Source organism: Kribbella sp. NPDC104740 (assembly GCF_055583505.1).
Genome location: NZ_JBVJNV010000005.1, coordinates 357,545 through 382,283, shown reverse-complemented (window position 1 = coordinate 382,283; position 24,739 = coordinate 357,545). Strand labels below are relative to the sequence as shown.

The following is a 24,739-nucleotide window of genomic DNA, read 5'->3' as shown; positions in this document are numbered from 1 at the left end:
CGTCGGTCGGGTGGTCGCGGCTCGGTCGGTACGGCGGGGTGTCAGCCGACCTGGTTGATGCGGACGTGGTTGCCGGCCGGGTCGCGGAACGCGCAGTCGCGGACGCCGTACGGCTGGTCGGTCGGCTCCTGGATCACCTCGGCCCCGGTGGCCTGGACCTGGTCGAACAGGCCGTCCAGGTCCTTGGTGGCGAGCACGATGGTGGCGAAGGTGCCCTTGGCCATCATCTCGGTGATGGTCTTGCGCTCCTCCTCGGTCAGTCCGGGGTCGACGAGCGGCGGGTGCAGCACGATCTGGGTGTCCGGCTGGCCCTCGGGGCCGATCGTGACCCAGCGCATCGTGCCCTGGCCGACGTCGTTGCGGACCTCGAAGCCGAGCGTGTCGCGGTAGAACGCGATCGAGGCGTCGGGGTCTTCGTGTGGCAGGAAGCTGGCGTGAATCTTGATGTCCATGGCGTTCACGCTACTGGCGGCCAAGCCTGCGGTGCTTCTTGATTCCTGATCGGTCTGGCGACCTGTTTGGTGATGCACGAGGGCGGCTCGGCCGGCGGCCGGACCTGCCGGCGGTACTCGCTCGGCGGCATCCCGACCAGCTCGGTGAACCGGGTGCTGAACGTCCCCAGCGAGGAGAAGCCGACCTGGAAGCAGACGTCGGTGACGCTCACGTCGCCGCGCCGCAGCAGCGCCATCGCGCGCTCGATCCGCCGCGTCATCAGGTACCCGTACGGCGCCTCGCCGTACGCGAGCTTGAACTGGCGGCTCAGGTGCCCGGCCGACATGTTGACGCCGCGGGCCAGCGCCTCGACGTCGAGCGGCTGCGCGTACTCGCGGTCGATCCGGTCCCGGACCCGGCGCAGCAGCTTGAGGTCCCGCAGCCGCTGCGCGTCGTCCGAGGTGCTCACCCTCGAAATGGTGCCATCGCGAAGGCGCACGGTCGAGCGCCCGGCGGCCCGGTACTGCCGATGGATGTTGCCTTGGGCCCCGATACGCGGTGACAGTTCCACCACGGATTGTCACGGGGCGACCACCGTTTGTTTGCGGGTGCGTGCAGATGTCCGGAGGGGGCTGGCGAGCGGGTCGGCCGCCGACCGATCGTCTGATGAGGAAACCAACGAGGGCGAGAACCACTGACGTTGTGTTTCGCGCGGGGTCCGCTCGGGCGCGCGTGAGGCCGGTTGACGACGGAGGATCCGGATACGTGCTCGAGACCTATCGCGGCATCCCGCACCTGCTGGACACGTGGCTCGTTCTCACCGGAATGGCGATCCCGATCGCCGTCTCGGCGGTCCGGCGGCGCGGTGACCGGCTGGTTCCCCGGCTGGCATCCCTGTTCCTGCCCGCGTCGTTCGCGCTGGTCCTGGCCGCGACGCTGAGCCCGACCGCGCACCACAGCGGCATCGGGGTCTGCGGCACCCACCTGACCACGACCGGCGGGCTGACCTCGCTCCAGGGGCTGCTCAACGTGCTGCTGTTCGTCCCGGCCGCGGGGATGCTGACGCTGGCCAGCGGGCGTCCGGCCGACGGGATCGCGGCGGGCATCGGCCTGTCGGCGTCCGTCGAGGCGGTCCAGGCGCTGGTCCCCCAGCTCGGGCGCTCGTGCCAGGTGCACGACCTGATCGCGAACACGGCCGGTGCTTTCGCCGGGGTCGGGCTGGCGGCCGGCGTACAGGCACTGAACCGGACGCGGCCGCTGACGAGTCCCGAGTACGTCGTGGAGCATGCCGCGCTGCTGACCACGCGCGGGCGTCCGCCGGCCCGGCATCGCCGCACCGATGTCACGGCCCGTCCGGCGATGATTCAGCGGACGAGTCGGCTCCGGCCGGTCGCTCGGCTGCGCTGAGTCACCGATTCCGGCGTACGACGACGTCCCGACCACGGAGAGTGGGAAGTTATCCACAGGTTGTGGACGAATCGGGGGATAACTTTGAAGCTGTCCACAGTCAGGGCCGGACCTCGAGCCCGAGCGCCTGCGCGATCGCCATCGCCTGCGGCAGGTCGATGATCGCATCCCGCAGCTGGACCGTCAGCGGGTCGAGCGACGTCAGGTCCGAACCCCGCAGGTCTGCGCCGGTGAAGTCGGCACGCTGCAGCATCGCACCGGACAGGTCGACGTTGCGCAGCGACGCCTTGGCCGCCCGTACGCCGGTCAGGTCGGCCTCGCGCAGCTTCACGCCGGTCAGCTCGGCGCCGCGCAGGTCCTCGCCCGGCAGGCTGGTGAACGACCAGTCGCCGCCGTCGACCTTGAGCAGGTTGTACGTGCAGTCGTCGAACGTGCTGCCCATCAGCTTGCAGCGGGTGAACGTGGTGTCGAAGAACGAGCAGCGGGCGAACGTGCAGTTCACGAACGCGGCGTCGGTGTGCGTCGAGGCGTTGAACCGGACGCCGCGGAACACGCACTCCTCGAACACGCCGCCGGTGTTGGCCACCTCGGTCAGGTCGGAGTCCAGGAACAGCACCCGGGTGTAGGTCTGCCCCGACGGGTCGGCGTCGTCCCAGTCCCGGACGGTGGACTCGGTCGCGGGCGCACGGCGGTTGGCCACAAGATCTCCTCTCGGCCCCGCGGCGCGGGTCCTGTGCTCAGCATTGTGACGACCCCGACGGACAAAGTTCCTCGGATCGTCAACCGGAGCGGGCAAGATGGGCCGGGTGACCGGATCGGAGCGGGTGATGGTGTTCGGCGCCGGCGGCTTCCTCGGAGGCCGGATCTGCGCGCAGCTCGGCGACCGCGGGATCGAGCACCGCGGCATGACCCGGAGCACCGGCGATCCACACCGGCGCTTCGACCTCGCCACCGGGCACTGCTATGCCCTGGACGCGCTGCTCGCGATGTACAAGCCGACCGTGATCGTGAACGCCGCGGCCGCGACGCACGGCGACGCCGTCGCGCTGACCCGCGGGAACGTGGTCGCGGTCGACGCCTTGCTGTCGGCGATGCAGCGGACGGCGAACAACGCGCGGCTCGTGCAGCTGGGCTCGGCCGCGGAGTACGGCGGTGCGCCGCACGGGACGAGCCAGGACGAGCAGGCGGAGCTGAAGCCGGGGGCGGCGTACGGGTTCACGAAGCTGGCGGGGTCGGAGCTGGTGCTGCGGGCTCGGCGGAACGGTGCTGATGCGGTGGTGGTGCGGTCGTTCAACATCAGCGGGCCGGGGTCGCCGGCGAGCACGTTGCTCGGGCGGGTGGTGCGGCAGGTCGGGGAGACGGACACGTTGCAGATGGGGTCGCTGGAGGCGTGGCGGGACTACGTCGACGTGCGGGATGTGGCGGACGCGGTGCTTGCGGTGGCGCTGACCGAGGAGAAGCCGCCGCCGGTGCTGAACGTGGGGTCGGGGCGGGCTGCGCTGGCGCGGGACGTGGTGAGCCGGCTGATCGAGCTGAGTGGGACGGGGGCGAAGGTGGTCGAGGGGGTTGTGCACGCGGGGCACGCGGGGTCGCCGGCGGATGCTGTCCCGTGGCAGCAGGCGGACACGGCGTTGATCGAGAAGACCGTGGGGTGGACGGCGAAGGTTTCGCTGGATCAGTCGCTGGTTGATACGTGGGGAGCGCACGCCGCTGCCGAGCCGCAGGAGGCGCACGCTTAGCAGCCGGGTTGAATGGGCGCCGTGGAGATCTGGTCGGTTTGTGAGGGTGCCCCTGATCGTCTGGCGGGGGTCAACGAGGACCTGGTGGTGACCGGGCCCGACTTCGTGGTTGTGCTGGATGGGGCTACAGCGCCTGCTGGGATGGAGTCTGGGTGTCGGCACGATGTGACGTGGTTGGTTCGGCAGTTGGGGATGGAGTTGTCGTTTCCGCTGGTGGGGCGGTCGGGTGACTCGTTGGTGGAGCTGCTGGCGGGGGCGATCGACGGGGTTCGGAAGCTTCATGTCGGGACCTGCGACCTGAGCAACCCGGACAGTCCGTCGTCGACGGTGGCGATGGTGCGGGTCGGGGTGGAGAGCGTCGAGCATCTGGTGCTGGCGGACTCTCCGGTGGTGCTGCGGGCGCCTGGCGGTGCGGTGGCGGCGGTGGTCGACGATCGGGTCGAGTACCTACCGGAGTACACGTTCGAGGCGGTGCGGAAGGCGCGGAACCAGGCGGGTGGGTTCTGGGTGGCGAGCACGCAGCCGGATGCGGCGTACGAGGCGGTGAGTGGGGTGACTGCGCGCGAGGACGTCGCGTCGGTGGCGGTGATGACGGACGGGGCTTCGCGGTACGCCGAGCGGTACGGGCACTCATGGGGAGAGCTGGTCGAGGTGCTGGAGACGGGTGGGCCTCGGGAGCTGATCGACCGGGTGCGAGCGTACGACGCCGCGGCGGCGCCAGGCAGTTTCAGGGGGAAGCGGCACGACGACGCGAGTGCCGTGCTGCTTCGGCTGAGCTGAGGGTCAGCGGGAGCCGGCGGGGTACTCCGGCGGGCCGCCTTCGCGGGTCGGCCAGGGCGAGCGCGGCGGGTCCGCGCGCGGTGCGGGCGGGCTCTGGTCCTGCGGGCGGGTCGGGCCCGGGCCGTTCGGGCTCGAGCCGGTGGTGCCGCCGTACCCGCCGGGGCCGTACGGGCCGCCGGGGCGCGGCGGCTGGGCCGGCGGGGGCTGGGCGGCGGGAGGTCCGTAGCTGTACGGGTTGGACTGCGCGGGACGCGGCGCGTACTGCGGAGTCGTGTCGGCCGGCGGCAGGTACGACGGTGAGTTGTACGGCAGCGTCGGGCCCAGCGGGACGCCGGACTGCGGCATCCGGCCGTCGTGCCAGCTGCTGATCTGCAGGAGGAGCAGCGAGAACGTCGCGCCGGCGACGATCAGCAGCAGCGTGCCGACCGTGAACGCGATGTTGATCCCGAGCGCGAGCCGGACCAGGTAGTCCTGCAGGTCGTAGATGTCGACGTAGTCGCCGGTCAGGCGGGCCTCGTCGGCGCGGTCGACCAGGCGGACGATCCAGGTGACGAAGCTGATCCCGGCGAACAGGCCGCTGCCGACCGCGACGACGCAGAAGGCGACCCAGGCCGCCCACCAGCCGTACAGCAGCGCGCGGATCCGGCCGGAGCGCGCGACGCCGGGCTGGTTCGGCGGTTCGCTGGCACGGACGACGTCGCCGACGACCTGCAACGGGTACCAGAACTGGACGACCGGGCAGAGCCAGGCGCCGACGGTCCAGCCGGTGGAGTGCCGGTGGGCGCCGTTGCCGGTGTTGTAGCCGCCCTGGTACGTCGTCGCGAACGGCGGTTTGAGGATCTCGGTGTTCTCGCGGGCCTGCCAGAGCCAGATCACCACGACGATCCCGGCCGCGGCGAACAGGTAGCCGAGCCCGTCGAGCAGCGGTCCCGCGCCGACGACCGCCTCGGCGCCCTGGTCGATCTCGTCCTCGGACAGCAGGCCGTAGATCAGCCGCTTCACGTCCTCGTACGAGCTCCACATCAGGATCGTCTGGATGACGCTGACGAGCACGGTGCCGGCCATCAGGGCGACCGCTACCAGCGCGAGGCGACGCAGCGTCCGGTACTTCGGCGGCGCAGCGGGCGGCGGACCGCCGTGGAACTGGCCGACGTTCTGCGGGTGACTGCCGGGGTACGGACCCTGGCCATACGGCTGACTCACGATCCCCACCTCCCCAGGTCGCCGCTACCCCACAAGTTATCTCAGACCTGGGAGCGCCCCGAGGTTTTCCACAGGTTCAGACGGCGGCGAAGGCTGCTTGGGCCGCGGGGAGGGCCAGGGCGCGGTCGGCGGCCGAGAGGCCGAGGCGGGTGCGGCGGTCCAGGATGTCGTTCTCGTCGAGGGCACCCTCGTGCCGTACGGCGAAGAGGAGCTCCGCCTGAGTGGTGGCCAGCCCAGGGGCGATCGGCTCGAGCAGGGCGCGGTCCCCGGCGATCACGTCGGGAGCCTCGATGCCGTAGCGCTGGACGAAGCGCGACGGCGCGCGGACCGTCGCGAGGCGGGAGCGGTCGGCGGCGCCGACCAGCGGGATGCGGTGCGTCAGGCACGGTCGGCGGACCTCGATCGAGGACTGCTTCAGCGCCGTGTCGAGCGCGTCCTGCGCCATCCGCCGGTACGTCGTGAGCTTGCCGCCGACGATCGTGACCAGCCCATCGGGGGACGTGATCACCGCGTGCCGCCGGGAGATGTCGGCGGTCTTGTCTTCGCCGCGGTGGTGGCCGGTGTCGAGCAGCGGGCGCAGCCCGGCGTACGTACCGAGCAGGTCGGCGCGGGTGATCGGCTCGCGGACCGCCGCGCTGATCGTGCCGAGCAGGAAGTCGATCTCCGCGTCGCTGGCCTCCGGCACGTCGCTGACCGGGCCCGGCGCGTCCTCGTCGGTCAGCCCGACGTACACCCGCCCGTCGGGCGCCGGGATCGCCATCACGACCCGCCGCGGCTCCCCCGGCACCGGCACGGTCAGTACGGCGGAGAGCTCGCCGAAGACCGACTGCGGCAGCACCAGATGCGTCCCGCGGCTAGGGCGCAGCTTGATCCCGGTCGCGACCTGGTCGGCCCAGATGCCGCCCGCGTTGATCACCATCCGCGCCGCGACGTCGATCCGCCGGCCGCTCAGCTGGTCGACGACGACCGCGCCGTGGCCGGTCACCTGCTCGGCCGCGCAGCGGGTCAGCACGCGGGCGCCGTACAGGGCGGCGGTGCGGGCGATCGCGACGACCAGCCGGGCGTCGTCATACAGCTGGCCGTCCCAGGTCAGGAAGCCGCCGCGCAGGCCGTGCGGGCGGACGGTCGGCGCGTAGCGCAGGACCTCGGCCGAGCTGACCCGGCGCGAGTGCGGGAGGAAATCGTCGCTGGTGTGAGCGAAGGTGCGCAGCACGTCGCCGCCGAGGAACGCCGAACGGATCAGCGCCGCCTGCATGAACCTTGCCTCAGGCAACCAAGGGGCGACCTGCGGGACCGGGTGCACGAGGTGCGGGGCGGTCGTCTTCATCAGGATGCCGCGCTCGACGGCGCTCTCGTAGGCGATCCCGACGTGGCCCGAGGCCAGGTAGCGCAGGCCGCCGTGGACGAGCTTCGAGCTCCAACGGCTCGTACCGAAGGCCAGGTCGTGCTTCTCCACCAGCGCGACGGTCAGCCCGCGCGCGGCCGCGTCCAGCGCGACCCCGGCGCCGGTCACGCCGCCGCCGACGACCAGGACGTCGACCTTCCGCCGGGTGTCCAGCCAGTCGAGCTCCTTGGTGCGGCGGGCCGCGTTCAGGCTGGAGTTGCCGACCGAGATCATCTAGGGCTCCAGGTACCGGGTGAGCATCGCGCGGAGCTCCTCGTCGAGGTGCGGGTACTCCTCGTGGGTCGCCAGCACCGGGCCGGAGACCGCGGAGGCGAGCGAGACCAGGATGATCTGGCGGGACAGCCAGTCGGGGTCGCCGGCGCGGATCGAACCGTCGGCCTGACCGGCCTTGATGCCCTCGGCGACCAGCGCGAGGTGCGCGACCGTGCTGCTGCCGCGGCGCTCCAGCAGGTACGGCGTGAGGAACTCGGGGTCGAGCTCGATGATCTTGCGCATCAGCGGATGCGTCCGGGTCTTGCCGACCACCTCGACGACGCCCTCGACCAGACGGGCCCGGCCGTCGACGGCGTCGGGCTGGAAGGCGGACATCAGCGCGGTCGTCCACTCCCGCGTCATCAGCGCGGCGACGACGGCCTGGACGTTCGGCCAGCGCCGGTAGAGCGTCGCGCGGGAGACCTCGGCGTGCCGGGCGATGTCGGCCATCGTCATCCGGCGCATCCCGATCGCGAGCAGCAGCTCGTACGCCGCGTCGAGGATCCGCTCCTCACCGATCGCGTTCGCGGGCGCCGGGCGGCCGGACGGGGTCGACTCGAGGTCGCTGCTACGCTGAGACATCACGCGTCAGAGTGTATCAGCGAGTCCGAGGTGCCGGAACAGTCGGACGGTACCTCCCGAACCCACCGATGGGGAGCCCTGTATGACCGAGTCCGACCTCCCGGTGGTGCAACTCACGCCGGGCCGCTGGGGCGACCCGGCGCAGACGGTGGAGGTGCCGGCCGCCGCGCTCGCTGCGCTGCAGCACCTCGGGGTGCGCCGACGCGAAGCGGAGGGGAAGGGAGGGTCGGCCGCCCCGGCCGCAGCCGGCTCTGCCGGCGCGGGCGAGCGCGAGGCGGGCGAGCGCGAGGCGGGCGAGCGCGAGGCGGGCGAGCGCGAGGCGGGCGAGCGCGAGGCGGGCGAGCGCGAGGCGGGCGAGGCGGGCGCGGGCGAGGCGGGCGAGCGCGAGGCGGGCGAGGCGGGCGCGGGCGAGGCGGGCGCGGGCGAGGCGGGCGCGGGCGAGGCGGGCGCGGGCGAGGCGGGCGCGGGCGAGGCGGGCGCGGGCGAGCGCGGGGCGGGCGCGGGCGAGCGCGAGGCGGGCGCGGACGGGGTCGCTCCTCGCGAGTTGGTGGAGCTGCTCGGGGCCGAGCACGTGCAGGTCGACTTCGCGACGCGGTGGGCTCACACGCGCGGCTACTCCACTCCCGATCTGTTGAAAGACCGAGCCGGGGATCGAAGCGGGATGCCGGAGGCGGTGGTGTTTCCGGGGTCGCACGACGAGGTGCTGCGGCTGCTGGAGGTCTGCTCAGGGCTCGGGATCGCGGTGGTGCCGTACGCCGGTGGGACCTCGGTGGTGGGTGGGCTGGTGCCGACCAAGCAGTTCATCGCGGTGGACCTCAAGCGGCTTGATCGACTCACCGAGATCGACGAGGTGTCCCGGACAGCACGGATCGAGGCCGGCGTACGGGGAACCGCCGCCGAGGCGGCGCTCAAGGAGCGCGGCTACACGCTCGGGCACTTTCCGCAGTCGTACGAAGGCGCCTCGATCGGCGGGTACGCCGCGACGCGGTCGAGCGGGCAGTCGTCGGCGGGGTACGGGCGGTTCGACCAGATGGTGGTCGGGGTGTCGGTGGCGACGCCGCGCGGGACGGTCGAGCTCGGGCGGGCGCCGATGTCCGCGGCGGGGCCGGATCTGCGGCAGCTGTGGCTGGGGTCTGAGGGCGCGCTCGGGATCATCACGTCGGTGCTGGTCCGGATCCGGCCGCGGCCGGTCGAGCGGTTCTTCGAGGGCTGGCGGTTCGCGAGCTTCACCGAGGGGCTCGACGCGATCCGGCGGCTGGCGCAGGACGGGCCGTTGCCGACCGTGCTGCGGCTGTCCGACGAGGCGGAGACGGCGGTCAACCTGGCCGATCCCGAGGTGCTCGGTGGGGCGAGCGGCGTACAGGTGATCGTCGGGTTCGAGGGCACGGCGACCGCCGTACGGCGTGCTGCCGTCGCGGAGGTGCTCGCCCAAGCAGGAGGCGAGCCGCTCGGGGAGGAGCCGGGTGAGACCTGGCGCAAGGGCCGCTATCGCGCGCCGTACCTGCGGGACCCGCTGCTCGACGAGGGGGCGCTCGTGGAGACGCTGGAGACGGCCGGGTTCTGGTCGAAGCTGCCGGCGCTGAAGGCTGCGGTCACTGATGCGCTGGTGAAGTCGCTGGGTGAGCAGGGGACGCCGCCGTTGGTTCTCTGCCATGTGTCGCACGTGTACGAGACCGGGGCTTCGCTCTACTTCACCGTGGTGTGTGCGCAGGCCGACGACCCGGTGGCGCAGTGGCAGCACGCGAAAACCGCGGCCAGTACGGCGATCGGCGCGGCAGGTGGGACGATCACGCATCACCACGGCGTGGGGACCGATCATCGTGAGGCGTACGCCGAGGAGGTCGGCGCGCTGGCGATCGAGAGTTTGCTGGCGGTGAAGCAGGTGGTGGATCCGAGCGGAATCCTCAGCCCAGGCATTCTGTTACCTGATTAACGGAGAGCGATCACCGCGTCCTCGCCCGAGACCAGCAACTGGTTGCCCAGGGCATGGATTCCCTGGCTGCAGTCGACCTCCTCGGGGAGGGCGACACGTCGGTCGGCGGCCTGGGCCAGCACCGTCACGTCGCAGCCGGTGGTCGAGGGCCGCAGCGCCACGATCCGCGCGTCGTCCGTCACCGAGACCGGCAGGCTGAGGTCCCCGGCGACCGTCCGCTGCCAGGCGACGGTTCCGGTGCGTGCGTCGAGAACCGTCGCGACGACCGTGCTGTGCTGCGTCGACGCCGACGGGCAGTTGAGCAGGACGACCTGCCCGCCGGCCGCCGCGAGCTTGCTGTCACAGGCCCACGCGTCCGGCAGGTCGAAGCGCCACTTCACCTCGCCGGTGCGCGCGTCGAGCGCGACCAGGATGCCGCGCGTCCCCTGCTGCGCTTCGATCGCGACCACCAGGTCGCCGAACACCAGTCGGGTCACGCCACGCCAGTTCGCCGGACGGTTCCACAGTTGCTTGCCACTCGCGAGGTCGAGCCCGGTCAGCTCGGACGGCCGCTGCCCGCAGCTGTGACCGAGGAAGGTGACCACGGTGTTCGCCGTCGCGGTCGCGCCAATACTCGTGCAGCGCCCGGGCTCGAAGGTCCAGCGCTCGTTGCCGTCCGGGTCGACGCCGCGCAGCTTGTCCGATCCTCGGGAGACCTGCTCGCCGGTGAGCAGCGGGTCCGCGTGCGCGACCGAGTGGTCGCGGGTCGACTCCGGCCACGCGGCCTCGCGCTTGCCGGTCGAGGCGTCGAGCAGCAGGTACCCGAAGTCGTCGAAGTCGGCGAGCAGTTGGCGGCCGTCGCTCACGGCGTACAGGGCGGGGAGTGCGGCGGTGTCGGAGCGGGTGTGCCGCCAGCGGACGTCGCCGGTGGCCGGGTCGAGCAGTTCGATCGAGCCGCTCTGCCGGGAGATCGCGATGCCGTACCGGGTCTCCACCGCGTCGGCGACCGCGTCCGACCGCAGCGAGGTGGTCGGGCTCTCCCAGGCGATCCGCCCGCTCAGGTCGGACCGCGGCGCCTGGACCTCCGGCGCGGCCGATCCGCTGATCTGCTCGTTCGCGCGCAGCAGGTACGCGCGACCCGCCGGGTCGGCGAAGAGCACCGCCGCAGCCACCACCACCGCGGCGGTCCCCAAGGCCGCGATGATCTGCCCATGGTTGCGCGAGGGCAGCGGCGCCGTCAGCGCGTTCGCGGCGAGCGCGGCCAGACCGCCGATCACCAGCAGCCCCAGGCTCAGGACCACCAGCGGCACCCGCTCACCGGGACCGGTCGCCGGCGTCCGCTCCGGGATCAGCAGGATCGTGATCAGCAGACCGGCCGCCGCCGCGACCGCGATCCCACCGGCGATCCACCGCGATCGACGATCGTTGCTCTGGGCAAGCTTCTGCAGAGCGAGGACGGTGGCGAGCGAGACCGCGACGAGCACCCAGGCCGGCCAGGTCGCCTCGTCCCGTGCACCTGACCGCCACGGACTGGTGGTCGCGCCCAAGCCCGCCGCCGTGGCGACCAGCGCGCTGATCACCGCGAGGCCGATCAGTGTCGCGCGCTGCCAGCCCCGCCAGGGTGCCGGGATCTCCCCGTCGAGGACCTCGAGCTCCGCCTTCAGGTTGGTGCGCGCGGCCGCGGCGTACCGGTCGCGGCCGAGCTGGGTGTGGAAGATCGGTCCGTCCAGCAGCTCCTGGACGACGGCGTGCCGCTGCTTGACCGCCGTGCCGCGGTCGGTCGCGTCGCGGCGGACCTCGGCTGCGTGGTTGGCGTAGTTCACCGCGGCCAGCGTCGAGTTCACCGCGTCGAGCAGGACGTCGCCGTTCGGGTCGGACGAGGTCTCCGACCAGACGGTCGGCGTACCGGTCAGACGGATCAGGCGAGCGACTTCGGCGACCCTGGCCGAGGTCACGTGGTACGTCGGAAGCGTCTCTTCGGCGAGAGCTGCTGAGGCTTCCGCGTCCGTCAGCCCGCCGCGCTCGTGCACGGCCCGGTGGAACCAGGCGGCGAGGTAGACGGCGGTCGGGTCGGTGCTGAGTTGGTCGAGCGTGCCGAGGGCGTCGAGGACGTGCTGCAGGTACTGGTCGCGGTAGGCCCGGCGGTCGTCGGCGCGGTAGCGCGCGGTCAGGTCGTCGGCGAGCGCGGCCGCTCCCGGGATCAGGTCGTTCCACCGCTCGCGTAGCCCCGTCACCCGCGACATAGTGACAGGTCGGTGGTTCTGTGGATATTTTGCGGAGAACAAGTGAAGAATTTCGCAGAGACGTCCTTTTCCTTACCGCCCCCAAGGAAGGTGCTCTATGTCCGCCCCCAGACATATCGCCCTGCTCGCTGTCGCCTCCACCGCGCTCGCCGGTGCCGGCCTCTCCCCTGCCGCCGCCGCTCCACAGGCCGTCCAGGCGGTCGGCGCCACGCTTCCGTTCACCATCGTCGAGGCCGAGAGCTCGGCCACCAACGGCAGCCGGATCGGCCCGAGCTACGCCCAGGGCACGCTCGCCGCCGAGGCCTCGAACCGCCAGGCAGTCACGCTCAACGGCGGCCAGTACGTCGAGTTCACGGCGCCCGCCACCACCAACGCGATCACCGTCGCGTACGCCGTACCGGACGGCCGGAGTGGCACGCTGTCGGTCTACGTGGACGGTCAGAAGCTGTCCCAGCAGCTCGCCGTGACGTCGAAGTACAGCTACCTCGACACCGGTTGGATCGCCGGCTCCAGGACGCACAAGCTCTACGACCACGCCCGGCTCCAGCTCGGCCGGACGGTGAACGCCGGCGCCAAGATCAAGCTGCAGGTCGACGGCGAGAACACCGCCGGCCCGTACACGATCGACGACGTCGAGTTCGAGAACGTCGCCGGACCGGCCGGTCAGCCGGGCGGCTCGATCTCGATCACCGACCGCGGCGCCGACCCGAACGGCAACAGCGACTCCACCGGCGCGATCCAGAGCGCCATCGACAGCGCCCGTGGTTCCGGCGGGACGGTCTGGATCCCGGCCGGGCGGTTCAAGGTCGGCGGCACCATCAACCCCGACGGCGTGACGATCCGCGGCGCCGGGCGCTGGCACTCGGTGCTGCTCAGCCACCACCTGATCGACCGCCCGAACGGCGGCGGCAACGTGAAGCTGCACGACTTCGCGGTGATCGGCGAGGTGACCGAGCGCAACGACAACTCGCCGGACAACTTCGTGAACGGCAGCCTCGGCCCGAACTCGGTCGTCTCCGGCCTGTGGCTGCAGCACCTGAAGGTCGGGCTCTGGCTGACCGGCAACAACGACAACCTGGTCGTCGAGAACAACCGCTTCTACGACCTGACCGCCGACGGGCTGAACCTGAACGGTACGGCGTACAACGCGCAGGTCCGGAACAACTACCTGCGCAACACCGGTGACGACGCGCTCGCGGCCTGGTCGCTGCACGCCGCCAACCGGAGCTCGACGTTCGCGAACAACACGATCGTGCAGCCGAACCTGGCCAACGGCATCGCGATCTACGGCGGCACCGACATCACCGTCCGGGACAACCTGATCGCCGACACCAACGCGCTCGGCGGCGGGATCGCGATCTCGAACCAGTCCTTCGGCTCGCCGTTCTTCCCGCTCGCGGGCACGATCAACGTCTCCGGCAACACGCTGCTCCGGACCGGGGCGATGAACCCGAACTGGGGACAGAACCACCCGCACGGCGCGATCCGCGTCGACGCGTACGACAGCCAGATCAACGCGCAGGTGCGGCTGACCAACAACCGGCTCGTGGCGAGCCCGTGGTCGGCGTACCAGTTCGTCGACGGGGGCGGCGCCGGGCGTCCGGTGCAGAACGTGACGGTCGACGGCGGTTCGATCGAAGGCGCCGGGACCTTCGCGTTCCAGGCCGAGACGACCGGGTCGGCGACCGTCAGCAACGTGCGGGCCAGCGGCGTCGGCCGGGCCGGCGTCTACAACTGCGCGTACCCCGGTGGGACCTTCGCGCTGAACCGCGGCTCCGGCAACAGCGGCTGGGACTCGACCTGGAGCGGCTGCAACTGGGTCGAGCCGGGCACCGGCGGCGGCGCCGATCCCGGTACGCCGACCGGCAACCTCGCCGCGGGCAAGCAGGTCACCGCGACCAGCCAGGTGCAGAACTACGCGCCGGCCAACACGGTCGACGGAAACGCCAACAGCTACTGGGAAAGCGCGAACAACGCGTGGCCGCAGTCGCTCACCGTCGACCTCGGCAGTAACCAGTCGGTGAAGCGGCTGGTGCTGAAGCTCCCGCCGAGCTCGGCCTGGGGCACCCGCACCCAGACGATCGCGGTGCTGGGCAGCACCAACAACTCGTCGTACACGCAGCTCGCGGCCGCGGCGGGCCGGACCTTCAACCCTGGTTCGGGAAACACGGCCACGATCACGCTGCCGAGTGCGGTCAGTACGCGGTACGTCCGGCTCACCTTCACCGGCAACACGGGCTGGCCGGCCGGGCAGCTCTCGGAGTACGAGGTGTACGGCTCTTGACCTCAAGCTGACTTGAGGTACCACAGTGGCGGGCATGACTTCTTCTCCTGTTGCTGTGGTGACCGGGGCGTCGACGGGCCTCGGACTGGCGCTGGCGCACGGGCTCGCCGAGCGGGGATGGTCGCTGATCATCACCGCTCGGGGAGCCGACGCCCTCAAGGACGCGGCCGACGGACTGGCCGCAAAGACCGACGTCGTCCCGCTCGCCGGGGACGTCACCGATCCCGAGCACCGGGCCGACCTGGTGGACGCGGTCGGGGAGCTCGGCCGCCTCGACCTACTGGTGAACAACGCCAGCTACCTCGGGCCGAGCCCGTTGCAGCGGCTGGCCGGAGCCGATCTGACCGAGCTCCGGCGGGTGTACGAGGTGAACGTGGTCGCGCCGATCGCGCTGACCCAGGCGCTGCTGCCCGAGCTGCGGACCGCGGCCGGGATCGTGCTCAACGTCAGCTCGGACGCCGCGGTCGAGGCGTACGAGGGGTGGGGTGGGTACGGCTCGTCGAAGGCCGCGCTCGACCACGCGAGCGCCGTGCTCGCGGCCGAGCACCCCGACCTCGCCGTGTACGCCGTCGACCCGGGCGACCTGCGGACCGCGATGCACCAGGCGGCCTTCCCGGGCGAGGACATCTCGGACCGGCCGGAGCCGGCGACCGTCGTACCGGCGTTGCTCGGGCTGCTCGACGGCCGCCCGGCGAGCGGGCGCTACCGGGCGGCGGAGTTCGCGCCCGCGGTGACGTCGTGAAGGTCCACCCGCAGACCAGGTTCACGCTGCCCGACGAGCTGAACGCCGTCGAGCCGCCGGAGGCGCGCGGGCTGGCTCGGGATCAGGTGAAGCTGCTGGTCGCGGAGGGGGCGACCGTGCGGCACACCAGCTTCGACCGGATCGGTGAACACCTGCGGCCGGGTGACCTGCTGCTGGTGAACACGTCCGGCACGCTGGCGGCTGCTGTCGACGGCTCTTGGATCACTGGCTCGGGTGTGGCGCCTGTGGTGGTGCACTTCTCGACAGCACTCGACGACGGGACGTGGGTGGTCGAGCTGCGCAGTGGCGGCTCTCCCATGCTCGGTGGGGCGAGTGGCGACGAGGTGGAGCTGCCGGACGGTGTACTGCGGCTGCTGGCGCCGTACCAGGAAGGTTCGACGCGGTTGTGGCGAGCGCAGCCACCGGCGAGCGACGTGGTCGGGTACCTGCGCAAGCACGGGCGGCCGATCACCTACAAGTACGTCGACCGGCAGTGGCCGCTCGGGCTCTACCAGACCGTGTTCGCCAACCAGCCGGGTTCGGCGGAGATGCCCAGCGCGGGCAGGCCGTTCAGCTTCGAGCTGGTCAGTCAGCTGGCGGCGGCCGGCGTACTGATCGCGCCGATCCTGCTGCACTGTGGGGTGTCGTCGCTGGAGAGCCACGAGCCCCCGCTGCCCGAGCGGTACGCCGTACCGGAGCACACCGCGCGCCTGGTGAACTGGGTGAAGGCGAACGGCGGCCGCGTGATCGCTGTCGGGACCACTGCGGTGCGTGCGATCGAGTCGACCGCGCTGCCGAGCGGAGCAGTGCTGGCGTCGAGTGGCTGGACCGACCTGGTCCTCGGGCCCGACCGGCCGGCGTCGGTTGTGGACGGGCTGATCACCGGCATGCACGCACCCGAGGCGTCGCACCTGCTCCTGCTGGAGTCCGTCGTCGGCGGTGCTGTCGTCCAGCAGGCGTACGACGCGGCGCTGGAGCAGCACTACCTGTGGCACGAGTTCGGCGACGTGTGCCTGATGCTGCGGCACTGACCGGCCGGGCCTGTGCAGGCCGGCCGGTCCGGCTCAGTGCTGCTCGGCCTCGACCGGCTCCTTGGTCTCCTCCGGCTGCCCGACCCCGCTCAGGTCGGCGGCCGGCTCCGTCGCGGGCAACCCGCCCTCGTTCCCCGGCCGGGCCCGCTTGTCCACGGCCCGCGGACTCAACCGACCCACCACCGCACGCTGGTAACAGTCATCGTGAATGTCCTTACCTGCAAGGTCCCCCGTCGGGACTTCACCTGTCTGACGACCGACCGGTGCCCGTTGTCATGCACCTGGCCCGAATCGAGTCGTGATTGTGGCCTAGGCCAATTAGTTCGATTTTGAACCGCCGAGCCAGGCGAGCGTCGCCGGCAGTGCCTCGGACAGCGGCGGCAGGTCGGGGTGCCACTTGAGCTCCCACTCCAGCGACAGCGGGTAGCCGGTGCCGTCGAGGGCCTTCAGCAGGTCGGCGATCGGGTAATCGCCGGCGCCCATCGCGACCGGCTTGTAGTTGTTGTGCGAGTCGTGGTCCTTGATCTGGACGAACTCGAGCCACGGCCGGAGCAGCTCGAGCGACTCGGCCGCGGTCTCGCCGGTCCGGCGGGTGTGGGCGGCGTCCCAGATCACCCGGGCGTTGTGGCTGGGCACCTCGCGGTCGAGCAGCGCGCAGAACGCGGCGATGCTCCGGCCGGACGAGTGCGTGTCGTGGGTCTCCAGCAGCACGCTGACCTCGGTCGACGACCGGGCGACCCGGTCCATCGCGCGCAGCTCGCCGGCTGTCGGCTCGCCGGTCGCCTCGGGGTCGTCGCGCATGAAGACCCGGACGCCGCGGGCGCCGAGGTCGTGGGCCAGTTCCAGGTGCTCGGCGAGCGGCTGCTCCTCGACGCCGCACAGGTGCACGTAACTGTCGACCGCGAGGATCTCCAGGCCGGCGTCCTCGATCCGGGAGCGCAGCGTCCGGCGTTCGGCCGGGGTCAACCCGATGTGGGTGAACTCCTCGTCGGCGGCCCGCAGTTCCAGGCCGGTGATCTGGTTGGCCTGGGCGAGGTCGAGGACGGTGTCGAGCGGAGCGCCGGCGCAGCCGAGCGTGGAGAAAGCCAGGGTCATGACAGTCAACCCTAGCGTGCAAGCGCTTTCCGCGCAGGATGAAAGAGAGGCCTGATCCCGGGGGGAGGGATCAGGCCTCTTCGGGAGGGCGGGTCTCAGACCCAGCGGCGGCGGGGGTGGGTCCGCGGGGCGCTGTGCTCGCCGGTGTCCTCGCCGTCCGGCGTACCGGAGGCCGGGGCGGCCGGCGGCTCGGCCGGCTCGTACGAGTACGGCGCCTGCTGCTGGTACTGCGGCTCGGCCGGCTGGGAGTAGTTGTAGTCGGTCGACGCGTAGTTGCTGTCGTAGGACTCGGGCGCGTAGTTCGGGCTGTAGTCGTAGCTGCTGTCGGAGTAGCTGCTCTGCGCCGGCGAGCTGTAGGAGTCGTAGGTCGAGCTGTACGACTCGTACGACGGCTCGGCCGGCTGCTGCGGCGCGTACGACGAGCTGTAGTCCGAGTACGTCGACTCGGTGTACGAGGAGCTGTAGTCCGGGGTGTACGCCGTCTCGTAGCTCGACGGGACCGCCGGGGCGTCGTACGCCGCGTAGGTCGGCTCCGGCGCGTAGCTGGGCTCGGGGGTGTAGGCGGCGGGCTCCGGGGAGTACGTCGGCTCCGGGCCGTACGACGGGACCGAGGGCAGCGGCTTCGACGGCGTGAGGTAGTCGTCGCTCTCCTGCTGGTAGCTCGGCTCCTGGTACGTCGGCTGCTGGACCGTCGAGGGGCTGTCCACCGCGACCCGAGCGGCCCGGCGGCCGGCGCGCGCAACAGGTGCAGGCTCGGGCTCCGGCTCGGGTGCGGGGATCGGCGCCGACGACGTCAGGTAGTCCGACGTGGTCTCGTAGGAGTAGCCCTGCGCGTACGACGACGACCAGGTCGGCTCCGGCTCGGCGGCGGGGGCGGCCGGCTCGGGCTGGTACGAGTACGGGTCGGGCTGCGCGGCGTTCAGCGTCGGCGGGGCGACCGTCTCGGCCTGCCAGCTCGGCAGCGGCGCCGACAGCAGGTCGTCGGAGGTCGAGGCGGTGCCGTAGCTGCCGGTGTCGGCCCAGCTCGGCGACTCCAGACCGGACGCGGTCTGCTGGTACGACGGGGTGGCCTCCTCGACCGGCCCCCGCTCCTCGCGCCACGTCTCCACCGGGCTGAACTGCTCGGTCGCCGGACCGGCGTCCTGGTAGGTCTCCGAAGCCACCGGCGCGAACGGGCTCCAGGCCGGCGCCTCCTCCTCGGCGGGAGCAGGCGGCGCGAACGGCGAGCCGGTGGCTCCGCCGCTGACGGCCTCGGCGGCGAGCCCGGCACCCGCGGCGGGAGCGGCGAACGGGTTGGTCCCGGCCGCTCCACCGCCGAAGGTCGTCTCGTTGGCGGCGTACTGGTTCGGGGGCTGCTGGGTGTAGCCGGAACGGCGCTCCGGGGAGCGCTCGAGGCGCAGCGCGGGAGCGGTGGCGATCGGCTCGGCGATCGGCTGCTGCTCGGAGGTGTCGTCGTCGGCGTACGTCGGGACGGCGGTCAGCTTCGGCTCGCGCTGGTCCCACCACGGGACCCACTCGCGGCCGGCCTGCATCGCGTTGATCTTGCGGATCACCAGCGTGCCGCCGACCGCGGCGGCCGCGGTCAGCAGCAGCGACGCCGCACCGGCCAGCGCGATCCCGAGCAGGGTCGCCTTGGTCGGGCTCATCCACATCAGAAACCGGCGGATCACCACGTCGAACGCGAGAGCGCCGACCCAGGTGATCCACCACACCTGAGTGAGGAGCGGTGGCCTGAACCGGCGCAGGTCGTCGGCGTACACGGGCGTCTTCGGATCGCTGGCCAGCCAGACGTCGTCGACGATCTGCTTGGGGTACCAGAGGTTGGGGCCGGGGCAGAACCAGCTCGCCAGCACCCAGCCGTGGCTGCGGCGGTGGTCGGCCTGGCAGAAGACCTCGGAGTTGACCCGCGCGCGCCACAGCCAGATCACGAAGACCACGGCGGCCGCGACCGAGACGATCACGTTCGGGATCGAGGTGAGCCGGGCGATCGTGTCGGCCCGGTTCAGGATCGCCATGTCGACGTCGGCGCCGTCGCCGAGGAACTGGCTGACCGCGCTGTAGGTGTTCCAGTCCGACCAGGTGACCAGCAGATGGGTCAGCGTGGACGCGGCCAGCAGACCGGTCGCGATCTTGCCGACGGTACCGACCTGCTGGAACTCCTCAGCAGCATGTGGCTGCCACTCGTCGTGGTCTTCGGCAGCGGACAAGACCGCCGTTTGCGGGTGGCTCACGTCGTGCGTCCCTCGCGTTGCTGGAACTCCGTCTGTTCGGCGTCTCGGTCGAATCCTGCCCCCGCGTGACCGAGCCCCATTGATACCACGAAGTAAGTACCCGTGGGGAGCCGAGCCCAGCACGGAGGGTATCGACTTAACGAGTTCTTTTCCAACGCCCATCACCACTTGTAACGACCCAGTGGACGGTCCGTGACGGGGTGGTTCACCGGGCAGGATTCCCCGGGTCCGCCGGAGTCGCCCACCACGGCGTCCACGGGCGCTCGGTCTGCAGGTCGTTGATCCGCTGGATCAGGATCATCGCGAGCACCGCCGCCGCCGTCGTGCTGACCGCGGAGACGGTCGACATCCACGCGTTCTCCCGCAGCTCGCCGAGCTGCGGGGCTCCGTCCAGGACGCTGCGCTGGCCGATGTTGTCGAGCACCAGGCCGACCACCCAGGTCAGCCACCAGGCCCAGACCAGCCGGGTGCCCGGGATGCCGCGCAGGGTCGGCAGGTGCGGCGGGGTCCGCGGGTCGCTGGCCGCGACGATGTCGTCGACGACCTGCTTGGGGTACCAGAGGTTGACCACCGGGACGACCCAGCCGCCGAGCACCCAGCCGCGGGTGTAGCGGTGCTCGCCGCGGCAGAACATCTCGGCGTTCCAGCGGACCCGCCAGAGCCAGACGATGAACACCGCCGCCGAGGTGAACAGGGCGAGCGCGGCGATGATGCCGAACAGGCCGGAGATCAGGTCGGCGTCGTCCATCCGGTCGGCGTCGCCGGCGTACAGGCGCAGGGTGCGGTAGGAGTTCCAGTCCGACCAGGCGGTGGCCCAGCTCATCACCGTGACGGCGCCGATCAGGATCGACGCGGCCAGGCCCATCGCGTGCTCCGAGGTGAACCAGCGGTCCAGCGGCGGCGAGGGCGGGCGCTTCGGCAGCAGGTGCGCGCCGCCGGCCTCCGGTACGCCGTACTGGGGGTAGGCCGGCGGGGTGCTGGAGCGGAAGGTGCCCGGCAGGTACCGCGGGAGGTCGGAGTCGGGGGTCTGCTCGGTCACGGACAACCCCTCGCTGCCGGTCGGGAAGAGGGCGACTCAGGAATAGCACACACACTGTGACGAATCCAGGACATTGTGTGTCCGGCGTCACGCCCCGCATCCCATTGTGCCGCCGCACCGGCACAAAGTGTCGGTGCCGGGGAGGAGGATGGGCTCATGCGCTGGTCCGTGATCGATTCGCCCATCGGTGACCTGTCCCTGGCCGTCGACGACACCGGGCTGTGCCGGGTCTCGTTCGGCGCCCTCGACGACATCGAGCCGGTCACCGTGCCCGACCCGCTGCTCACCGAGACCCAGGAGCAGCTCAAGGCGTACTTCGCGGGCGAGCGGACCGACTTCGACCTGCCGCTGGCGGTGCGTGGCGGCTCGGCGTTCGAGCGCGCGGTCTGGCAGCAGCTGACCCGCATCCCGTACGGCGAGATGCAGACCTACGGCGACGTCGCCAAGGCGGTCGGCGACGCCGGCGCTGCCCGGGCCGTCGGTGTGGCCTGCAACCGGAACCCGTTACCCCTGGTCGTGCCCTGTCACCGGGTGGTCGGCGCGGGCGGCAAGATGGTCGGTTTCGGCGGTGGCATCCCGCGCAAACGGCACCTGCTGGAGCTCGAGGCCCGGGTCGCCTTCGAGAACCTCTGGAGCTGACTCCCGGCCCTGGCGAGAAGATGACGAAACCCTTACTCGGGAGTACTGCCGGGCGGTGGCAGGAGTAGGCCGCTGAGCGGCTAGTGTCGCTGCGAGCGATCAGACTGACACGCTTCAGACAGCCGTTCCAGCCTGGTCCGGTCGTGCACCGCCCCGACCTTCAGCCCGGAGACCACAGATGACCCAGTCCCCTGCCGAACCGCCGGTCACCGCCGGCGACTCCCTCCCCCCGGACCTGCACGCGTTGATGGACAAGAGTGCCGAGGAGTGGTCGGCGCCGGAGATCCAGAACGCCGCCCGGGAAGCCCTCCAGCTGCACGCCCCGGACCGGGAGCCGCTGACCAAGACCAAACGGTTCGGCGTCCTGCCCTGGATGCACCGCAACGACGCCGTCTGCGTGCACTGCGGCGCGACCTACCCGTGCATCACCCACCGGTACGCGACGCAGCTGCTGTCGGCGGGCCGGATCTCGACCACGACCGGCCGCGACGACGTCGACCTCGACGACGAGTACGCCGGCGACCCGCGCGACGACGATCCGCGCGAAGCCGCCGACGTACGCGGCGACGAAGGCAAGGCGAGCGGCGCCAAGGACTGAGCCCGGCAGCCCCGGGGTCGGTGGCCCCGGGAACACCCCGAGCAGCACGAAGGCCGCGCACCCGAACGGGTGCGCGGCCTTCGTCGTTGCGGTGTCAGGAGCCGGACGGCTTGGTGCTGTCCGTGCCACCGGCCGGCTTGCGGGCCGACGGGGTGGCCTTCTTGGCGGTGCCGTTCGACGCCGCCTTGGTCTCGTCGGCCTTGTCGTCGGCCTCGGTCTTGCCGTTCGGCGTGCCGTTCGAGGCGGCGGTGTCGGCGGGCTTGGCCGCGGCCGGCTTGTCGGTGGCCGGCGTCGGGCGCGACGCGGGCGCCGAGCTGTAGTCGCGACCGCTGGTCGGGGTCGACTGCCAGGCCGGCTCCGGCGGGGTCAGCAGCTTGCGGACGGCGGCCGCCGCCAGCGCACCGAAGCCCAGGAAGAGCGCGAGGTTGCGCAGCTTGTGGCTCTTCTTCGGGACCTCGAGCTCACCCTTCAGCGCGGCCTTGGTGGCCTTGCCGCGGCGTGACGTCTCCTCGACCACCGGCTCGGCCGCGGCGGCCAGCGCGGCCAGTGCCGCGGTCACCTTCGGCAGCAGGTCGTCGTTGATCCGCTCGCGCGCCTTCTCGGCGGCGTGCTCGGTGGCCGGTCCGACCTTGGCCAGCGCGTCGTCGATCACCGGCCCGGCCTTCTCCACCGCGGTGTGCGCGATCGACGCACCCCGCTCGACGGCCTTCTCGGCGTACGGCGACACCTTCTCCCGTGCGGTGCCCACGGCCGGTCCGAGGTGGTCGCGGACCTGCCCCGCGCCCGCACCGACCTTGTGCGACGCCGACTCGGCGAGCGGCCGGACCCGGTCCTTCGCGGTCTCGACCCGGCCCTTGGACTTCAACAAACCCACGGTTCCTCCTCGGTGGTCGCCCGCGCCACGGGCTCGGTCCGGCCCACTGACGGGTTGGGACGACCTCTACGGCTTCTGGACAAATCCGGCTGCATCTGCATCGTACGACGTACCCAGGCGATAAACCGGGCGGCCGGGCCACCGGTCCGGTGGCAAACGTTGTCCCGGCCGGTCGGTGCCCGCCGGCTTGGAGCGCCGTGACAGGATCGAGGGCGTCAGTTGTAACCCGATGAGGAGTACTCCCGTGGCCGAAGAACTGTTCGCGACCCTGCAGACGACGATGGGCGACGTCGTGATCAGGCTGTTCCCCAACGAGGCGCCGAAGACGGTGAAGAACTTCGTCGGCCTCGCGGACGGTACCCAGGAGTGGACCGACCCGGAGACCGGTGAGAAGAAGAACGAGCGCTTCTACGACGGCCTGGGCTTCCACCGGGTGATCTCCGGCTTCATGATCCAGGGCGGCTGCCCGCTGGGCACCGGTACCGGTTCGCCGGGCTACGCCTTCGACGACGAGATCCACCCGGACCTGCAGTTCGACCGCCCGTACCTGCTGGCGATGGCCAACGCGGGCATCCAGTTCGGCCGCGGCACCAACGGTTCGCAGTTCTTCGTGACCGTGGTCCCGACCCCGCACCTGAACCGCAAGCACACCATCTTCGGTGAGGTCGCCGACGACGAGTCCCGCAAGGTCGTCGACGCGATCGCCACCGTGAAGACCGGCGGCGCCGACCGCCCGGTCGAGCCGGTCGTGATCAACAGCGTCAAGATCGAGACCCGCACCAGCTGAACCACCGCCCGACCGCGGTACCTGGGCACCGAACGGCCGATCTTCACGGATCGGCCGTTCGTGACTCCGGGGACCGCGACCGATCCGCCGGCGATGTACCGAGAGGACCAGCCCGTGACCGAGACCGTCTGCTACCGGCACCCGGATCGGCCCACCGGGGTGCGTTGCCAGCGCTGCGAGAAGCCGATCTGCCCGGCCTGCATGAACGCGGCCTCGGTCGGTTTCCAGTGCCCGTCCTGCTTCAGCGAGGGCGTCAAGTCGGTCCCGCGGACCCGGACGTCGCTCGGCGGGGTCGCCCGCGGCAACACCCAGGTCGTCACGCTGACGCTGCTGGCGATCAACGTGCTGGTCTTCATCGCGATCCGCACCAGCAGCATCGGGTTCGTCAACGACCTGGTCCTGGTGCCCGCGCTGGTCGACACCGAGCCGTGGCGGCTGCTCACGTCCGCGTTCGCGCACGTGCAGATCTTCCACATCTTCTCGAACCTGTTCATGCTCTACCAGGTCGGTCCGCAGCTGGAGCAGATGCTCGGCCGGCTGCGCTTCACCCTGCTGTACTTCCTGTCCGCGCTCGGCGGCGGCGTCGCGGTCTGGATCCTCGGCAACCCGCTCAGCGCCACCCTCGGCGCCTCCGGCGCCGTCCTCGGCCTGGTCGGCGCCCTCCTGGTGATCAGCCGCGCCCGCGGCATGGACGTCACCTGGATCCTGGCCTACGTCGCGATCACCGCGGTGATCTCCTTCACCTTCCCCAACATCAGCTGGCAGGGCCACCTCGGCGGCTTCGTCGTCGGCGCCGCGCTGGCCTGGCTCTTCCTCCAGGAAACCAACCGCCGCCGCAACAAGACCAGGACCTAGGCGGACGGGTCGGCCGCCGTCAGATACCGCTGGACGGTAGGCCCCAACCACGCCACCACATCCGCCCGAGACATGTCGGCCACGGGTTGGAGCTTCAGTACGTACCGGCAGAGTCCGAGGCCGAGAGTCTGAGCGGCGACCAGGCCGGCGCGAACTTCAGGTTCTTCGGACAGCCCACTCGCGGCAACGGCCAACTGCGTACTGAAGATCTCCCGCATCCGCTCAGCAGCCGCGGCGTTGGTGACTGCTGCTCTCAGGAGCGCTTGCAGGGTGTCGTCCTGCTCCCAACGGGTGAGGAAGTGCTGGACCAGGCTTGCGCCCAGTTCCTCTTTTGGCAGGGTCGACAGTTTTGGCAGTTGCAGGTCGAAGTCTGCCGCGGCGGCGAACAGCTTCTCCTTGGTTCCGAAGTGGCGCATGACCAGCGCCGGATCCGTGGCGGCGTCGGCGGCGATGGCGCGGATGGTGGCGCGTTCGTAGCCGTCGGCGGCGAAGCGTTCGCGGGCGGCGGTGAGGATCGCGGCCTTGGTCTGGTCGCCGGAGCGTCGCATGGACGCAGCCTAGGTCAACAGGTGTTGACCTGGCCAGCGGGACCGCCGTACCGTCTAAGTC

Annotated in this window: 24 protein-coding genes; 11 read left to right on the top strand and 13 right to left on the bottom strand. The window is 71.2% G+C overall.

Annotation, left to right across the window (positions count from 1 at the left end; translation table 11 throughout):
• Window positions 1–41 precede the first annotated feature (41 nt).
• Both ACZ6Z4_RS27410 and ACZ6Z4_RS27405 read right to left on the bottom strand, forming a co-directional pair.
• Window positions 42–452, bottom strand: coding sequence for a VOC family protein (locus tag ACZ6Z4_RS27410; RefSeq protein WP_465569949.1), 411 nt, complete (start codon window positions 450–452; stop codon window positions 42–44).
• Window positions 453–457: 5 nt separating this feature from the next.
• The gene (locus ACZ6Z4_RS27405) at window positions 458–901 is read right to left on the bottom strand and encodes a helix-turn-helix transcriptional regulator (protein WP_465569948.1); all 444 of its coding nucleotides are present in this window, start codon (window positions 899–901) and stop codon (window positions 458–460) included.
• 296 nt (window positions 902–1,197) lie between these two features.
• Between ACZ6Z4_RS27405 and ACZ6Z4_RS27400 the strand changes: the two genes are divergently transcribed.
• On the top strand, window positions 1,198–1,839 hold the full coding sequence (locus ACZ6Z4_RS27400) for a VanZ family protein (protein ID WP_465569947.1): 642 nt from the start codon (window positions 1,198–1,200) through the stop codon (window positions 1,837–1,839).
• Between the two features lie 100 nt (window positions 1,840–1,939).
• Here the strand turns inward: ACZ6Z4_RS27400 and ACZ6Z4_RS27395 are convergent, their stop codons facing one another.
• Window positions 1,940–2,539, bottom strand: a complete 600-nt coding sequence (locus tag ACZ6Z4_RS27395; protein ID WP_465569946.1) for a pentapeptide repeat-containing protein — start codon at window positions 2,537–2,539, stop codon at window positions 1,940–1,942.
• Between the two features lie 106 nt (window positions 2,540–2,645).
• Here ACZ6Z4_RS27395 and ACZ6Z4_RS27390 point away from each other — a divergent pair, with 106 nt between their 5' ends.
• Window positions 2,646–3,578, top strand: a complete 933-nt coding sequence (locus ACZ6Z4_RS27390; protein ID WP_465569944.1) for an NAD-dependent epimerase/dehydratase family protein — start codon at window positions 2,646–2,648, stop codon at window positions 3,576–3,578.
• 12 nt (window positions 3,579–3,590) lie between these two features.
• Window positions 3,591–4,358, top strand: coding sequence for a protein phosphatase 2C domain-containing protein (locus ACZ6Z4_RS27385; protein WP_465569943.1), 768 nt, complete (start codon window positions 3,591–3,593; stop codon window positions 4,356–4,358).
• A 3-nt stretch (window positions 4,359–4,361) separates the two neighbouring features.
• On the opposite strand, the gene ACZ6Z4_RS27380 is transcribed toward ACZ6Z4_RS27385, so the two are convergent.
• From ACZ6Z4_RS27380 to ACZ6Z4_RS27370, 3 genes are all read right to left on the bottom strand, one after another.
• Window positions 4,362–5,561, bottom strand: coding sequence for a DUF4328 domain-containing protein (locus ACZ6Z4_RS27380; protein WP_465569942.1), 1,200 nt, complete (start codon window positions 5,559–5,561; stop codon window positions 4,362–4,364).
• Window positions 5,562–5,637: 76 nt separating this feature from the next.
• Window positions 5,638–7,179 (bottom strand): glycerol-3-phosphate dehydrogenase/oxidase, encoded by a 1,542-nt coding sequence (locus ACZ6Z4_RS27375; protein ID WP_465569941.1) that lies wholly within the window; start codon window positions 7,177–7,179, stop codon window positions 5,638–5,640.
• Window positions 7,180–7,800 (bottom strand): TetR/AcrR family transcriptional regulator, encoded by a 621-nt coding sequence (locus ACZ6Z4_RS27370; protein WP_465570201.1) that lies wholly within the window; start codon window positions 7,798–7,800, stop codon window positions 7,180–7,182.
• Between the two features lie 82 nt (window positions 7,801–7,882).
• Here ACZ6Z4_RS27370 and ACZ6Z4_RS27365 point away from each other — a divergent pair, with 82 nt between their 5' ends.
• Window positions 7,883–9,733 (top strand): FAD-binding oxidoreductase, encoded by a 1,851-nt coding sequence (locus ACZ6Z4_RS27365; protein ID WP_465569940.1) that lies wholly within the window; start codon window positions 7,883–7,885, stop codon window positions 9,731–9,733.
• Here the strand turns inward: ACZ6Z4_RS27365 and ACZ6Z4_RS27360 are convergent.
• Window positions 9,730–11,955, bottom strand: coding sequence for an outer membrane protein assembly factor BamB family protein (locus tag ACZ6Z4_RS27360; protein WP_465569939.1), 2,226 nt, complete (start codon window positions 11,953–11,955; stop codon window positions 9,730–9,732). The two genes, ACZ6Z4_RS27365 and ACZ6Z4_RS27360, sit on opposite strands and share 4 nt — an antisense overlap.
• A 97-nt stretch (window positions 11,956–12,052) precedes the next feature.
• Here ACZ6Z4_RS27360 and ACZ6Z4_RS27355 point away from each other — a divergent pair, with 97 nt between their 5' ends.
• Genes ACZ6Z4_RS27355 through ACZ6Z4_RS27345 form a run of 3 tightly spaced genes read left to right on the top strand, consistent with a single transcriptional unit; the run spans window position 12,053 to window position 16,012 of the window.
• On the top strand, window positions 12,053–14,239 hold the full coding sequence (locus ACZ6Z4_RS27355) for a discoidin domain-containing protein (RefSeq protein ID WP_465569938.1): 2,187 nt from the start codon (window positions 12,053–12,055) through the stop codon (window positions 14,237–14,239).
• A 34-nt stretch (window positions 14,240–14,273) separates the two neighbouring features.
• The gene (locus ACZ6Z4_RS27350; RefSeq protein ID WP_465569936.1) at window positions 14,274–14,981 is read left to right on the top strand and encodes an SDR family NAD(P)-dependent oxidoreductase; all 708 of its coding nucleotides are present in this window, start codon (window positions 14,274–14,276) and stop codon (window positions 14,979–14,981) included.
• Window positions 14,978–16,012 carry an S-adenosylmethionine:tRNA ribosyltransferase-isomerase gene (locus ACZ6Z4_RS27345; RefSeq protein ID WP_465569934.1) on the top strand — a complete coding sequence of 345 codons (1,035 nt, stop codon included), beginning with the start codon at window positions 14,978–14,980 and terminating at the stop codon, window positions 16,010–16,012. Before ACZ6Z4_RS27350 ends, ACZ6Z4_RS27345 begins: the two co-directional genes overlap by 4 nt.
• Window positions 16,013–16,045: 33 nt before the next feature.
• Here ACZ6Z4_RS27345 and ACZ6Z4_RS27340 read toward each other — a convergent pair whose 3' ends face one another.
• From ACZ6Z4_RS27340 to ACZ6Z4_RS27325, 4 genes are all read right to left on the bottom strand, one after another.
• Complete coding sequence (locus ACZ6Z4_RS27340; protein ID WP_465569932.1) at window positions 16,046–16,192, bottom strand: hypothetical protein; 147 nt, start codon at window positions 16,190–16,192, stop codon at window positions 16,046–16,048.
• A 138-nt stretch (window positions 16,193–16,330) separates the two neighbouring features.
• Entirely contained in the window at window positions 16,331–17,107 is a 777-nt protein-coding gene (locus tag ACZ6Z4_RS27335) for a sugar phosphate isomerase/epimerase family protein (protein WP_465569930.1), read from the bottom strand.
• A gap of 95 nt (window positions 17,108–17,202) precedes the next feature.
• Window positions 17,203–19,338 carry a DUF4328 domain-containing protein gene (locus tag ACZ6Z4_RS27330; RefSeq protein WP_465569928.1) on the bottom strand — a complete coding sequence of 712 codons (2,136 nt, stop codon included), beginning with the start codon at window positions 19,336–19,338 and terminating at the stop codon, window positions 17,203–17,205.
• 205 nt (window positions 19,339–19,543) lie between these two features.
• On the bottom strand, window positions 19,544–20,377 hold the full coding sequence (locus ACZ6Z4_RS27325) for a DUF4328 domain-containing protein (RefSeq protein ID WP_465569926.1): 834 nt from the start codon (window positions 20,375–20,377) through the stop codon (window positions 19,544–19,546).
• 156 nt (window positions 20,378–20,533) lie between these two features.
• Between ACZ6Z4_RS27325 and ACZ6Z4_RS27320 the strand changes: the two genes are divergently transcribed.
• Window positions 20,534–21,016: a methylated-DNA--[protein]-cysteine S-methyltransferase gene (locus ACZ6Z4_RS27320; protein WP_465569923.1), complete on the top strand. Its 483-nt coding sequence runs from the start codon at window positions 20,534–20,536 to the stop codon at window positions 21,014–21,016.
• Between the two features lie 178 nt (window positions 21,017–21,194).
• Complete coding sequence (locus ACZ6Z4_RS27315) at window positions 21,195–21,614, top strand: hypothetical protein (protein ID WP_465569920.1); 420 nt, start codon at window positions 21,195–21,197, stop codon at window positions 21,612–21,614.
• 94 nt (window positions 21,615–21,708) lie between these two features.
• Here the strand turns inward: ACZ6Z4_RS27315 and ACZ6Z4_RS27310 are convergent, their stop codons facing one another.
• Entirely contained in the window at window positions 21,709–22,488 is a 780-nt protein-coding gene (locus tag ACZ6Z4_RS27310) for a hypothetical protein (RefSeq protein WP_465569918.1), read from the bottom strand.
• Between the two features lie 244 nt (window positions 22,489–22,732).
• Here ACZ6Z4_RS27310 and ACZ6Z4_RS27305 point away from each other — a divergent pair, with 244 nt between their 5' ends.
• Window positions 22,733–23,275 carry a peptidylprolyl isomerase gene (locus ACZ6Z4_RS27305; RefSeq protein WP_465569916.1) on the top strand — a complete coding sequence of 181 codons (543 nt, stop codon included), beginning with the start codon at window positions 22,733–22,735 and terminating at the stop codon, window positions 23,273–23,275.
• A 114-nt stretch (window positions 23,276–23,389) separates the two neighbouring features.
• Window positions 23,390–24,130 carry a rhomboid family intramembrane serine protease gene (locus tag ACZ6Z4_RS27300; RefSeq protein WP_465569913.1) on the top strand — a complete coding sequence of 247 codons (741 nt, stop codon included), beginning with the start codon at window positions 23,390–23,392 and terminating at the stop codon, window positions 24,128–24,130.
• Here the strand turns inward: ACZ6Z4_RS27300 and ACZ6Z4_RS27295 are convergent.
• Window positions 24,127–24,678 (bottom strand): TetR/AcrR family transcriptional regulator, encoded by a 552-nt coding sequence (locus ACZ6Z4_RS27295; protein WP_465569911.1) that lies wholly within the window; start codon window positions 24,676–24,678, stop codon window positions 24,127–24,129. The two genes, ACZ6Z4_RS27300 and ACZ6Z4_RS27295, sit on opposite strands and share 4 nt — an antisense overlap.
• Between the last annotated feature and the right edge of the window lie 61 nt (window positions 24,679–24,739).

Coding starts and splice junctions, on each gene's coding strand:
- ACZ6Z4_RS27410 (WP_465569949.1), bottom strand. CDS start 452: ATGGACATCAAGATTCACGCCAGCTTCCTGCCACACGAAGACCCCGAC.
- ACZ6Z4_RS27385 (WP_465569943.1), top strand. CDS start 3,591: ATGGGCGCCGTGGAGATCTGGTCGGTTTGTGAGGGTGCCCCTGATCGT.
- ACZ6Z4_RS27375 (WP_465569941.1), bottom strand. CDS start 7,179: ATGATCTCGGTCGGCAACTCCAGCCTGAACGCGGCCCGCCGCACCAAG.
- ACZ6Z4_RS27370 (WP_465570201.1), bottom strand. CDS start 7,800: ATGTCTCAGCGTAGCAGCGACCTCGAGTCGACCCCGTCCGGCCGCCCG.
- ACZ6Z4_RS27365 (WP_465569940.1), top strand. CDS start 7,883: ATGACCGAGTCCGACCTCCCGGTGGTGCAACTCACGCCGGGCCGCTGG.
- ACZ6Z4_RS27360 (WP_465569939.1), bottom strand. CDS start 11,955: ATGTCGCGGGTGACGGGGCTACGCGAGCGGTGGAACGACCTGATCCCG.
- ACZ6Z4_RS27355 (WP_465569938.1), top strand. CDS start 12,053: ATGTCCGCCCCCAGACATATCGCCCTGCTCGCTGTCGCCTCCACCGCG.
- ACZ6Z4_RS27350 (WP_465569936.1), top strand. CDS start 14,274: ATGACTTCTTCTCCTGTTGCTGTGGTGACCGGGGCGTCGACGGGCCTC.
- ACZ6Z4_RS27335 (WP_465569930.1), bottom strand. CDS start 17,107: ATGACCCTGGCTTTCTCCACGCTCGGCTGCGCCGGCGCTCCGCTCGAC.
- ACZ6Z4_RS27320 (WP_465569923.1), top strand. CDS start 20,534: ATGCGCTGGTCCGTGATCGATTCGCCCATCGGTGACCTGTCCCTGGCC.
- ACZ6Z4_RS27315 (WP_465569920.1), top strand. CDS start 21,195: ATGACCCAGTCCCCTGCCGAACCGCCGGTCACCGCCGGCGACTCCCTC.
- ACZ6Z4_RS27295 (WP_465569911.1), bottom strand. CDS start 24,678: ATGCGACGCTCCGGCGACCAGACCAAGGCCGCGATCCTCACCGCCGCC.